Source organism: Pelomonas candidula (assembly GCF_043555985.1).
Taxonomy (GTDB): domain Bacteria; phylum Pseudomonadota; class Gammaproteobacteria; order Burkholderiales; family Burkholderiaceae_C; genus Pelomonas; species Pelomonas candidula.
Genome location: NZ_JBIGIC010000029.1, coordinates 1 through 11,321, shown reverse-complemented (window position 1 = coordinate 11,321; position 11,321 = coordinate 1). Strand labels below are relative to the sequence as shown.

Genomic DNA, 11,321 nt, shown 5'->3' with positions numbered 1-11,321 from the left:
GAACAGGACAGTGAAACGAGTCAGCGCCGATGATAGTGCGGATTCCCGTGTGAAAGTAGGTCATCGTCAGGCTATTATTCAAGCCAACCCCCATCAGTGAAAACTGGTGGGGGTTTCGCTTTTGCGGTATGAGAAATTGGCTGGGAATTACGACTCCTGTCAGCACGGCCCGGCGTGTATGTTCGATCCCGCGCGCACCTGCTTGATCGGCCGGCTGAGGGCATCCCACCGCATCAATAACTGCGCCTAGTTCTCAGAACAAGCTCTGCTGGCTGCTGGCGGCGATTGGAATCAGGGGCCAGCGCCCGACGACCTCGTAGTGGTAGGGCGTCCCGCCGCCCGAGACCAGTAGGATCTCGTCGAGAATCCAGTCAATCGACTCCCTGATCTTCGGCGGACGCAGGTTAGCCGGCGCTGTGTAGCTAATGGTGACGTGGGGCGTGTGGCCGACGCGGTCATCGATGCCTTCCGCCTTCAGTGCGCGTTGAACCGCGGCCAGCAACTCCGCGAAGCCCTGTGGCGTTCCGCGTGCTTTGAATGCCCAGTGCTCGCCCTGGGCAACGATTCGATTCAACGTCATCGGTACGGCGAAAGCCTGCACTCTCGAGCCTGCTCGCAGCAGTCGCTCACGCAGGTCAGGTACATCTTCCGGCCAGTGCCGATCCGACAATGACTGGTGCCAGTTGGATCGCGTGAAGAGGGCTCTGCCTAGCAGCTTGTCTACGTCGTAGCGTTTCAGAACGATCTCGATGGCGTCCTGCACGGCTGAGGGCATGCCCATGAGAAGGTACCGCTGCCTGGTCATCGACGAGCCTCACAAAAGCTGCCCGTGGATGGTAGGGCGCCGGGTGACGTGCGTCACGCCGCCCTTGGCTTGCGGCATGGGCAGCGGCGCTCTTAAGGCGCCGCGTGCGGACGCAAACGCGACGGTTGCCCGCGGAGATCGCACGCCGCACGCTTCGCGGCAACTGACCGAAGTCAGCCTGCGTCTTGTCGGGCTTGAATTGCCACTGCACGCCGTCCAGCCCTGTCTGCCCCCGACGCGGTCGATCCTGAAGCGTAGAGCGCAGGCCGATATCCGTTTCCCAGCGCTCAGCAATCATTCGATGGGTGGCGTGCCGTCCTCGAGCCGACCGGAAGGCGACGGGTGCCAGTTCAACGGCGAGAGCAGCGCATCGCCCGTCAGCAGCTTCCTCAGGCGTGCAGACTACGAAGCACGAACGTCGGCGGCTGAGCGACGAAGAGACCGCGAGAGGGCGTGGTCATCTTCCCGGCGGCAGATCGAACGGGACAATGGAGCCTAGCGCTCCGCCATCAGCGAATCCCGCACGAACCGCACCAAGGCGCGAGCCGCCTCGGACCCGGCGGGCAGGGGAAGCGTGAGCGCCTGCACGGTGTCGAAGCCGACGAGCAGCTTCCAGCCGGGCAGTACGTTTCTTAGCGAGGGCGCCGGTCCCGCACCGCTGTCGCCCGTGATCTCCTGGAGCGCGGGAACCGCTTCAACGCAGAAGTCCGGTGCGATCACGATGCCCGCGCCGTGGCGGGCGAGCGCGACGAGAGCGTCCAGATCGCTGCCCCAGGCCGAGGCCTGCAGCGAGACGTCCTCGCTCCGCCCGTCGTCGTGTTGCCATTGGCTGGGGAAGGGCTCGTCATTCTGGCCCAGCAGCAGGGCGGGCATCGCGGCCAGATCGTGGGGATGCGTCACTGCCGGATGGCCGGGCGCTGCGTAGGCGTGCACGGCGAACTTCAGCACGGGCTGGGCGACCCAGGCTTCGGGTGGGCGGCTGGTGACGCGGAAGGCGATATCCAGCCCCTCGCGCAGCAGGTCGACGCGGCGATCGGTGAAGAACAGCTCATAGCGCACGGCGGGGTGCAGTCTCTGGAAGCGCGCGAGCAGCGGTGCCAGTACGTTGCGGCCGAAGCCAGCCGTGGCGCTGATGCGCACTGTGCCGTCCAGCTGGTCTCGCGTCTGCCGCAGCGCCAGCCGCGCGCTTTCGGCGGCCTCACGGACGGCGCGAGCCCGTGCATGCAGGCGCCGGCCGGCTTCGGTCAGGCCCAGACTGCGTGTGCTGCGGGCGAACAGGGCCAGGCCGACGGCGCTTTCGATGGCGGCGATGCGACGGCTGATGGCTGCGCGTGTCAGCCCCAGATCGCGTGCGGCCTGGGCGAAGCTGCCGGCCTGCGCGATGCGGGCGAACAACTCCAGCGCGTTGGCATCCAGCGCCTCCTCGGCGACGGTGCGGCGGCGCCGGCCGATGCCTGGGGGTGCAGTTTCCTTTGTCGACATTTGATTGACGATATGAGTCTGAATGGCAATCTACCGACTTGATTGTTGCCAATCTAGACTGCCTCCAGCGGTGCTGCAAGCGCGCCGATCCTGAGGTTTCCGATGTCCAGCCAGCCTTTGACGCCTTCCAGCGCGTTGCCTCCATCCGTCCCAGCCACGTCCGCGCCGGGGGCCGCCGAAGCGGGCACACGCGACCTGCGGGTGTGCGTGATGCCGACTTCGCTGCGCTGCAGCGACGGGCGCCTACTCGCCGCACAGTGGTTCGAGCCGCCGGCGGCCGTTGGCGTGCGGGCCGTGGCCATCATCGGTGCGGCGACCGCCGTGCCGGCCAGCTACTACCGCCACTTCGCCGAGTGGATGGCGCAGCGCGGCTATGCCGTGCTGAGCTTCGACTACCGAGGCATTGCCGCCTCTCGAGAGGCCTTGCGCCAGGGCGAGGATGTGCGGCTGCGCGATTGGGCGCGGCTGGACATGGCAGCCGCCGTGTATGCCGCGGACCGGCGCCGTTGCGAGGAGGCCGAGCGCCAGGGGGCCGCCCTGGGGCTGCTGTGGATCGGCCACTCGCTGGGGGGCAACTCGGTCGGGTTGATCCCTGGCTTTGTCGACAAGGTGGACGCGATGCTCGGAGTCGCGGCTCAGGTGGCTTACCTGGGCCACTGGTCGGGCTTCGCGCGCGTACAGGCCTGGGTGTTCTTCCACTGGATGCTGCCGCTGGCCGTGCGCCTGCTGGGCCGTGCGCCTGGCCGCGTGCTGGGTCCACGCGCGCAAGACCTGCCGGCCGGCGCCGCGCTGGAGTGGGCGGCGTGGGGGCGCACGCCCGGCTTCCTGTTCGGCGACGACAGCCTCGCCAGCGAGCGGGCCTATCACCGCTTCGGCGGTGCGGTGCATCTGTGGAGCGTCACGGACGACCATCTCTTCGGCCCCGCGCCGGCGGTGGATGCGCTGGCCGCGCAGTTCAGTGCCGCGCGGGTGCAGCGCCACGTGGTCGCGCCGGCGGACCTCGGCGTGAAGAAGATCGCGCACTTCGGGCCCTTCCGCCGCGACCTTGGCGTCCGGCTGTGGCCGCGGCTGCTGGCGCCCATCGAGGCGGCCACGCCACAGTTGGCGGCTCGCCTGCCTGTTGCCTGAGCGCAGCGGCCACGCGGTCACGCCTGCGTCATGACGCGCAGGCACATTGCCCGCATGCCGACGACGCAAGACTCCGCTGCCGCCGACACGCCCACGCTGTCGGTGCGCACCGTCTGGATCTCGGACCTGCACCTGGGCACGCCCGGTTGCCAGGCCCAGGCCCTGCTGGACTTCCTTCGCGACGTGGAGTGCGAAACGCTCTACCTCGTCGGCGACATCATCGACGGCTGGCAGTTGCGACGCAGCTGGTACTGGCCGCAAGCGCACAACGACGTCGTGCAGAAGCTGCTGCGCAAAGCGCGCAAGGGCACGCGGGTCGTCTTCATCCCGGGCAACCACGACGAGTTCGCACGCAAGTACGTGACGCACAACTTCGGCGGCGTCGATGTGATGGACGAGGCGATCCACGTGACCGCCGACGGCAAGCGGCTGTGGATCACGCACGGCGACCTGTACGACGGCGTCATCCAATGCGCGCGCTGGCTGGCCATCGCAGGCGACCTGGCCTACGAGTTCACGCTCAAGGTCAACCGCTGGTTCAACCGCATCCGCGCCAAGTGCGGCCTGCCGTACTGGAGCCTCTCGCGCTACCTGAAGCACAAGGTCAAGCGTGCGGTCAGCTACATCAACGAGTTCGAGAATGCCGTCGCGCGCGAGGCCAAGAAGCGCGGCGCGCACGGCGTGGTCTGCGGCCACATCCACCATGCGGAGATCCGCGAGATCGACGGCGTGCTGTACTGCAACGATGGTGACTGGGTGGAGAGCCTGACGGCGCTGGTGGAGCACCATGACGGCCGGCTGGAGATCATCGACCGTGGCGACGAAGCGGCGCTGCCGGGCATGCTGCCTGCGGTCAAGCCCAAGGCGGCGTCTGCACCGGTGCCTGTGGCGCTGCCGGTGCCGAACGCTGTCGCCAACGCGGCCGGGCACGAGACCATCGCCTGACACCGAGGCCTAGGCCGGCGCCAATTGCGGCGCCGCCACCGTTCTCGATCAGCTCGCGTCCACGAGCTTCAGCAGTGCCTGCCCCGCACGGATCTGCGCGCCCGTGGCGATGCCCTCGGCCAGCTCGAAGCCCTTGGGCACGAAGACGATGATGGTCGATCCGTGCTCGAACCAGCCCATCTCCTGGCCCTTCGCATGCGGCGCGCTGCAAGGCATCTCGTTGGCACCTTTGCGGCCGAGATGCAACAGCACGTCGAGGAAGTGCAGGCGGATGCAGGCCACGAGGATGGCTGCCACCGGCACCAGCGCGATCGCATGGCCGCTCGCCAGTGTCATGCGCACGACGGCGCGCTCGTTGCGGCAGAACAGCCGCTCGACGCGCTTGAGCGCCACCGGGTTCACGTTCCACGTGTCGCCGCTGAGGTAGGTCACGTGCTCCACGGTGCCATCGGCCGGCGCGTGAAAGCGGTGGTACATCGCCGACGTCAGCCGCAGCGTGACGAAGTGGCCACCTTCGAACGCGCTGGCGTCCTGCGTCGGGCCAAACAACTCCTCGGTCGCGTACGGAAAGCCCTTGGCCTGGTAGACCTGGCCCCGCTCGACGATGCCGATCGCGCCGACGATGGCGTCGCTGGGGCTGGCGAAGACGTCGGGCCGCGCATCGAACACGCGCGAGCCGGGTTTGAGCTCGCGCGTGAAGCAGTCCTTCAGCGAGCGGAACTCGGTGTGCTTCGCTTCGCTCAGGTCCAATGGGATGAACCAGCGCCACACCTTGATCGTCAGCTTCGTCAGCAGCGGGCTCTCGATGCGCGAAAAGCGGCCCATCGCCTTGGTCAGCGCGATGCGCGGCACGCGGTTGGTCAGCAGGAAGTTCAGGTCCTCCTGCGCGACGAGTCGCTTGAACCAGCCCTTGCGCGGCAGCGCGGTGGTGCCGTCCAGCGCGGCGGAGGCTTCGGGGTTGTTCATCCGAATTTGGTAGTCAACATCTCGCGGAACACGCCGCGTCGGATGGCCTTGGCGGTCAGCTCGGGCGCCGTCCACCACCAGCCGTCCGCCTTCATCTCGTCGCATGCAGCGACGAAGCGGTCCATGACCTCGGCGAACTCTGCATCGCCGTAGTTCAGGCTGAAGATCAGCCGGCCCGTGCCCACCCAGCTCAGCGCGAGGCCGTGCTTGCGCAGGTAGAACTGCAGCATCCAGTGGTAGCGGCCGGGCTGGTCGTACGTGACCGTCCAGATCGTCGACAGGTTGGCCATGCGCACCGGCGCGCCGGCTGCTGCCAAGCGTGCGTTGAACTGCGCGCAGCGCGCGTTCCAGCGCGCGTCGAGGCCGTCGTACAACGCCTTCACTTCCGGGCGCTCGATGCGCTTCAGGAAGGACGCCATCGCAGCGACGACGTAAGGGTGTGCGTTGAACGTGCCGCGCGCGAAGCAGATGTCCGCGGGCCGGTCCTCGCGGTAGCGCGTCATCAATGCACGGCTGCCGCAGACGACGCCCACCGGTAGGCCGCCGCCCAGCGTCTTGCCGTAGGTGACGAGGTCGGCCTTCACGCCGAAATACTGCTGCGCGCCGCCGGGTGCCAGGCGGAAGCCGACGAACACCTCGTCGAAGATCAGCACGATGCCCCGTGCCGTGCACACCTCGCGCAGCTTCTTCAGCCACGCCGTGTAGGCCTCGCGGTCGTAGGCCGCGCTGCGGCTGCCGTCGATCAGCGCGGAGTCGCCTGGCGCGTTCTTGTTCGGGTGCAGCGCCTGCAGCGGGTTGATCAGCACGCAGGCGATGTCGCGCCGCGTGGCCAGCACCTTGAGGGACCGCTCGGCCATGTCCTGCAGCGTGAAGGTCTCGCGCGGCGGCAGCGGGTTGCCGGGGCCTGGCTGCACGTCTTCCCACCAGCCGTGGTAGGCGCCGGCGAAGCGCACGAGGCGCTTCTTCTTGGTGTGATAACGCGCCAGCCGCACGGCCTGCATGACGGCCTCGGTGCCGGACATGTGGAAGCTCACTTCTTCCTGACCCGAGACGGTTTTCAGCCGCGTGAGCACATCCAGCACGCAGGGGTGATAGGCGCCCAGCACGGGGCCCAGCTCGCGCGCTGTGGCCACGGCTTCGTCGATGCACTCCTTGTACGCGTCATAGCCCAGCACGTTGACGCCGTAGGAGCCGGTCAGGTCCATCAGCCGGTTGCCGTCAAGGTCCTCGACCTGCACCCCCTCGCTGTGCTGCAGGAAGGCGCCCACCTTCAGGTGCTCGCGCAGCACCGGGCTGAACTGGAAGGGCACGCGGTAGCGGCCGGTGAAGCGCAGGTCGGAGATGGTCTCGCGCGCTTGCTCGGTTGCGGCCAGCGTCTTCGCAAAGCGCGTGTCGAACTCGGCGCCCAGGCGCTGCAGCGCCGCCTTGCGTTGCGCGGCGACGCTGGCCGGCGCGCTGTCGGCGGCGAAGAACTGCGCGTCATCGTAGGCATAGCCCGGCACCCAGCGCGCCAGCCGCTTGGCCATGCGCGAGTGACCGGCCAGCGAGCGGTGCTTGGCGCGTGACAGCTCGAGGCGCCGCTTGGCCGCCGGCAGCAATGCCAGCACGCCGAGGGCCAGCGCCGACAGGGTGAGGGTTTCGTCCATTGGCTCAGTGCGCCTGCTGGCTCACGTGGTCCATCGGATCGATCAGCTGGCCGCGCAGCAGATAGAACGGCGACTTCCAGTACAGCAGCACATCGTGGAAGGGGTCGGTGATGATCTTGAAGCCCCAGGCCAGGCCCTGCATCAGGTTCTGCGTGATCCACAGTTGCACGACGCGGAACACCAGGCCCGTCACGCCGAGGCAGAACCAGGCCATGCCGACGTCCTCGACATAACCCTGCAAGCCCACGGCCGGCTGGATCAGCCCGCCCAGCGAGGGCGACAGCCACAGCACCAGCGGCAGCGCGACCCAGACGGCCATCAGCACGATCTTGCGGCGAATGTTGTAGCCGATCTTGATCTCTTCCTTGTACTCGTCGGTCGCCTGGTTCACATGGTCGTACCCACGCGGCTCGAAGAAGAAGTGACCCGCCTGACGCGTCGTCATCGACACGCACCACGCCAGCAGCGCGGACCAGGCCGGGTTCACGAACAGCAGCGCGTACGACACGAGGAAGCTCAGCGCGCTGATCAGGTGCAGGCTCTGGTTGATGCGGCTGTGGTGGTAGTAGCGGTGGTCGTCCCAGCGCTGCGTCTTCAGGGTTTGGAAAAACTCGTTCACGTCGTCCCGTCCTCATGTGGGTGGAAATCGGGGCGGATGGTGCGGGGCTTGCGTGAAATCGGCGTGACGGTCGGGGCCTGTTCACATGACGGCCATGGGTCGCGTTGTGGTCAGAAGGGCCGCGAGCAAGGCGCAAACCGCAAGCCGGGGCGTTCCCCGGCGAGGATTGGCAACGCCGCGCGCGGCCCTTCTGACCACAACCCGAAGGGAAGGTCCACATCGGGCGCCACTCTGCGTTGCGCCACTTGCCCGCACGCCAGTGCGGGCGGCGTGTCACGCCTTGATTGGCCCCCGATGCGGACCTTCGCGACTCATGGCCGTCATGTGAACAGGCCCTGGTCATCGTTCTGTCGCATGCCGCCGCAACCATGTGCGTATGAAGACCGCACACGACACCGACGACATCCTGGTCGACGACCTGCCCGCACCGCGCCACTCGCGCCGGCTTGCGGTGGTGACGGAGACCTATCCCCCCGAGGTCAACGGCGTCGCGATGTCGATGGCCCGCGTCGTGGACGGCCTGAACCGCCGCAACCACGACGTGCAGCTCATCCGCCCACGCCAACCGGCGAAGCTGACCGCGCAATCGAGCGGCAAGCCGGCCGTCGACGAAGTGCTGACCAAGGGCCTGCCGGTGCCGCTGTATCCCAACCTGCGCATGGGCGTGCCGAGCAAGCGGGCGCTCGTGAAGCTGTGGTCGCTGAAGCGGCCCGACGTCGTCCACATCGCCACCGAAGGGCCGCTGGGCTGGTCGGCGCTGCAGGCCGCGCAGCACCTGTCGCTGCCGGTCACGTCGGACTACCGCACCAACTTCCACGCCTACGGCAAGCACTACCGCCTGGGCCTGCTGAGCAAGCCCATCATGGGCTATCTGCGCAAGTTCCATAACCGCTGCGACGCGACGATGGTGCCCACCGAGGCGATGCGCGTGCTGCTGGCCGAGCGCGGCTTCGAGCGGCTGTCGGTCGTGGGACGTGGCGTCGACGCACAGCGTTTCGACCCCGCACGCCGCAGCGCCTTGATGCGCGAGAGCTGGGGCGCGGGGCCGGACGATCTGGTCATGGGCTATGTCGGCCGCCTCGCGCCGGAGAAGAACCTGGGCGTCGTGCTGGCCGCGTACGAGGCTGTGAAGATCGTGCAGCCGCGTGCGCGTCTGGTGTTCGTCGGCGACGGCCCGATGCGTGCCGAGCTGGCCGCGCGTGCGCCTGATGCGGTGTTCGCCGGCCAGCGAAGTGGCGACGACCTGGCCGCGCACTATGCGGGGCTGGACCTGTTCCTGTTCGCCAGCCTGACAGAGACCTTCGGCAACGTGACGACCGAGGCGATGGCCAGCGGCTGCGCGGTGGTCGCGTTCGAGAGCGCGGCAGCGGGCGAGCTGATCCGCAGCGGCGTGAATGGCTGGCTGGCCGGGCCGGGGCGCGAGGCGGACTTCGTCGCGCTGACACGCACGGCGGCGCTCGATGCGGCGGCGCGGCGTACGGTCGCCGAGGGCGCGAGGGTGACGGCAAGGCGGCTGGATTGGGGCGACATCACGGCGCGGTTCGAGTCCGTGCTGGAAGGGGCGATTGCGCGGGCGGAGCCGGGGTTCCTGCCGGCGGGGCTGCAGCCGGCGGCTTGACCGCTGCCGAGGAAGCTTTCGCGAGGCTAGGTGCTTCATCGCTGCATTGCCGGGAGTCCCGCCCGGCGGCGGGGTAACTTTCTTCTGCGGGGCCAGAAGAAAGTCACCAAAGAAGAGGCCCTGAACCGCACACCATCGCGACGCCAGCTTGAGCGGCGCGCGAAAACGTTCATGGCCGTGGCGCGACCAAGCGAACCGCTGCGCTCTCGCGTCTGACTTGTGAAGAGCGCGTCTCATCGCACCGGTACCCCGTCCGACGCGCGGCTGCACGCCGTGCTCATCAAAACAGCCCAATGCAGCGCCGCCCGGGCGGCGCGGCTGTTGGACATTTCGGCTGCCCAGCGTCAGCGTGCAGCCGCGCGTTAAGCGGGGTGCTGGTCCGAGCTGTGTTGATCTGAATAAGTGGTGAGCGAGAGCGCAGTGGCTCGCGTCGCGGTGTGTCCCGTGTCGAGCATCGCGAGCGCGTCATCCCGCTCGAGTGCGGATTGCGTTGAGCGCTCCTCTTTTGGTGACTTTTCTCTGGCGCGACAGAGAAAAGTTACCCGCCCTCGCGGGGCGGACTCCCGCGGCACTGCACCGGGTTGCAAAGGCTCTTCGTCAAAGCAACCAAAGAGGATGGCGGCGAGCCCCTACGACCTCCGTCGCCGATCCACCCAGATCAACGCCAGGATGGCCGTCGCCACCAGCATGCCCAAGCCACTCAACGTGACCCCGATCGGTACCCCCGCCGCCTCGCACCCCGCGTAGGCCGCCAGCATCCCCAACACGCTCAGGTTCTCGTTGAACCCCTGCACCGCAATCGACCGCCCCGCACTCAGCAGCACAGCCCCCCGGTACTGCAGCAGTGCATTCAACGGCACGACCATCGCGCCGCCGACGCCTCCCACCAGCGCCAGCACGACCGCCGCCGTCGCCACGTCGGAGACTTGCGCCACCACCGGCATCAGCAGCCCCAGCACGACGCCCGCCCACAGCCCGTGCCGCGCCTGGTGCAGCGCCAGCCACCGCCCTGCCGCTGCCGCGCCGGCGATGACGCCCACGGCCACCGCCGCCTGAAGGTAGGCGGCTTGGCTCAGCGGCAGCGAAAGCGCCTGCCCCGCCCAGCGCAGCACCGCGAACTGCAGCGTCGCGCCGACACCCCAGAACAGCGTCGTCGCGGCCAGCGACAGGCCGCCCTCGCGGTCACGCCACAGCGTGCGGTTGGCGGCGCGGAACTCAAGCACAAGCGTCCGCGGGTCATGCGCCGTGCTGCGCTGGCGTTGGCCGCTGTCCGGAATGCCGGCGTTCAGCAGGCTGCTCACTGCGTAGATGAGCAGCAGCGCCGCCAGCGAGCCGGTCAGCTTGTCGGCCGGCAGGTCGAAGCCGTCGCACCAGTCGGCCAGTGTCGAGCCCAGCCACAGCGGGCTCACCAGCGCGCCCCCCAGCACCGCGCCCAACAGCGCGGCCGACACGACGCTGATCTCGATCCAGCCGTTGGCCTTCACCAGCGCCTCGGGCTCGGCGAGCTCGGTGATCAAGCCGTATTTCGCCGGCGCGTAGGCCGCGGCGCCCAGGCCCACGACGGCGAGCGCCGCGACCGGATGCAGGCCCAGCGCAAGCAGCGCGAGGCCCAGGATCTTCACGAGGTTCATCGCCGCCATCACGCGGCCCTTGGCGAAGGCATCGGCCAGCGGCCCCACCCACGGTGCGAGCACCACGTAGGCGGCCATGAAGCCGACCTTCAGCAGCGGCGCCCACCAGGCCGGCCAGCCCTGTTGCGCCAGCAGCGCGATGGCGACGATGAGCAACGCGTTGTCGGCCAGCGCCGAGGCGAACTGCGCGCCGATGACGATGGCGAAGCCGCGCGGCAGGCGGGGCACCCCGGGCGAGGCAGCTGGAGCGTGGGCAATGGCGGACACAGGTCCGCAACTGTCGGTGCGCGCCGTGAAGCGGCGATGAAACCCCGCATGACGTGGGGATGAAAGCCGGCACGATTCTGTATGAAATTACAGTAGTGCGCCGGGAGACCGGTAGGAGGTCAGGGGTGAAAGTCCCCGACAACAAAGAAGTAGCGATTCATGTTGTCCCCGAGTCATGCGCAGTGCACCGCGAGGTGCACTGCGAAGCGTTGAC

Annotated in this window: 9 protein-coding genes; 3 read left to right on the top strand and 6 right to left on the bottom strand. The window is 68.1% G+C overall.

Going from position 1 to position 11,321, the window contains the following annotated elements:
* Positions 1–253: 253 nt before the first annotated feature.
* Together ACG04R_RS28145 and ACG04R_RS28140 are read right to left on the bottom strand one after the other, a co-directional pair.
* Positions 254–781 carry a 2'-5' RNA ligase family protein gene (locus ACG04R_RS28145; protein WP_394418055.1) on the bottom strand — a complete coding sequence of 176 codons (528 nt, stop codon included), beginning with the start codon at positions 779–781 and terminating at the stop codon, positions 254–256.
* Positions 782–1,300: 519 nt separating this feature from the next.
* Complete coding sequence (locus ACG04R_RS28140) at positions 1,301–2,287, bottom strand: LysR family transcriptional regulator (protein ID WP_394418052.1); 987 nt, start codon at positions 2,285–2,287, stop codon at positions 1,301–1,303.
* 210 nt (positions 2,288–2,497) lie between these two features.
* On the opposite strand from ACG04R_RS28140, the gene ACG04R_RS28135 reads away from it, so the two are divergent.
* Together ACG04R_RS28135 and ACG04R_RS28130 are read left to right on the top strand one after the other, a co-directional pair.
* Complete coding sequence (locus ACG04R_RS28135) at positions 2,498–3,415, top strand: alpha/beta hydrolase family protein (protein ID WP_394418048.1); 918 nt, start codon at positions 2,498–2,500, stop codon at positions 3,413–3,415.
* A gap of 54 nt (positions 3,416–3,469) precedes the next feature.
* Complete coding sequence (locus tag ACG04R_RS28130; RefSeq protein WP_394418045.1) at positions 3,470–4,360, top strand: UDP-2,3-diacylglucosamine diphosphatase; 891 nt, start codon at positions 3,470–3,472, stop codon at positions 4,358–4,360.
* 48 nt (positions 4,361–4,408) lie between these two features.
* Here the strand turns inward: ACG04R_RS28130 and asd are convergent, their stop codons facing one another.
* From asd to ACG04R_RS28115, 3 genes are read right to left on the bottom strand one after another with little or no spacing between them, the layout of a single operon-like run.
* On the bottom strand, positions 4,409–5,326 hold the full coding sequence (asd, locus tag ACG04R_RS28125) for an archaetidylserine decarboxylase (protein WP_394418042.1): 918 nt from the start codon (positions 5,324–5,326) through the stop codon (positions 4,409–4,411).
* Entirely contained in the window at positions 5,323–6,972 is a 1,650-nt protein-coding gene (locus ACG04R_RS28120) for an aminotransferase class III-fold pyridoxal phosphate-dependent enzyme (protein WP_394418039.1), read from the bottom strand. Before ACG04R_RS28120 ends, asd begins: the two co-directional genes overlap by 4 nt.
* A 4-nt stretch (positions 6,973–6,976) precedes the next feature.
* Positions 6,977–7,591, bottom strand: a complete 615-nt coding sequence (locus ACG04R_RS28115) for an Mpo1-like protein (RefSeq protein ID WP_394418036.1) — start codon at positions 7,589–7,591, stop codon at positions 6,977–6,979.
* 376 nt (positions 7,592–7,967) lie between these two features.
* Between ACG04R_RS28115 and ACG04R_RS28110 the strand changes: the two genes are divergently transcribed.
* Positions 7,968–9,209, top strand: coding sequence for a glycosyltransferase family 4 protein (locus ACG04R_RS28110; protein ID WP_394418033.1), 1,242 nt, complete (start codon positions 7,968–7,970; stop codon positions 9,207–9,209).
* A gap of 629 nt (positions 9,210–9,838) precedes the next feature.
* On the opposite strand, the gene lplT is transcribed toward ACG04R_RS28110, so the two are convergent.
* Positions 9,839–11,068: a lysophospholipid transporter LplT gene (lplT, locus tag ACG04R_RS28105; protein WP_394418030.1), complete on the bottom strand. Its 1,230-nt coding sequence runs from the start codon at positions 11,066–11,068 to the stop codon at positions 9,839–9,841.
* Between the last annotated feature and the right edge of the window lie 253 nt (positions 11,069–11,321).

What these genes read in the sequence shown, in the direction of transcription:
- ACG04R_RS28145 (WP_394418055.1), bottom strand. Translation starts at nt 781, where the DNA reads ATGGGCATGCCCTCAGCCGTGCAGGACGCCATCGAGATCGTTCTGAAA.
- ACG04R_RS28120 (WP_394418039.1), bottom strand. Translation starts at nt 6,972, where the DNA reads ATGGACGAAACCCTCACCCTGTCGGCGCTGGCCCTCGGCGTGCTGGCA.
- asd (WP_394418042.1), bottom strand. Translation starts at nt 5,326, where the DNA reads ATGAACAACCCCGAAGCCTCCGCCGCGCTGGACGGCACCACCGCGCTG.
- ACG04R_RS28110 (WP_394418033.1), top strand. Translation starts at nt 7,968, where the DNA reads ATGAAGACCGCACACGACACCGACGACATCCTGGTCGACGACCTGCCC.
- ACG04R_RS28135 (WP_394418048.1), top strand. Translation starts at nt 2,498, where the DNA reads ATGCCGACTTCGCTGCGCTGCAGCGACGGGCGCCTACTCGCCGCACAG.
- ACG04R_RS28140 (WP_394418052.1), bottom strand. Translation starts at nt 2,287, where the DNA reads ATGTCGACAAAGGAAACTGCACCCCCAGGCATCGGCCGGCGCCGCCGC.
- ACG04R_RS28130 (WP_394418045.1), top strand. Translation starts at nt 3,470, where the DNA reads ATGCCGACGACGCAAGACTCCGCTGCCGCCGACACGCCCACGCTGTCG.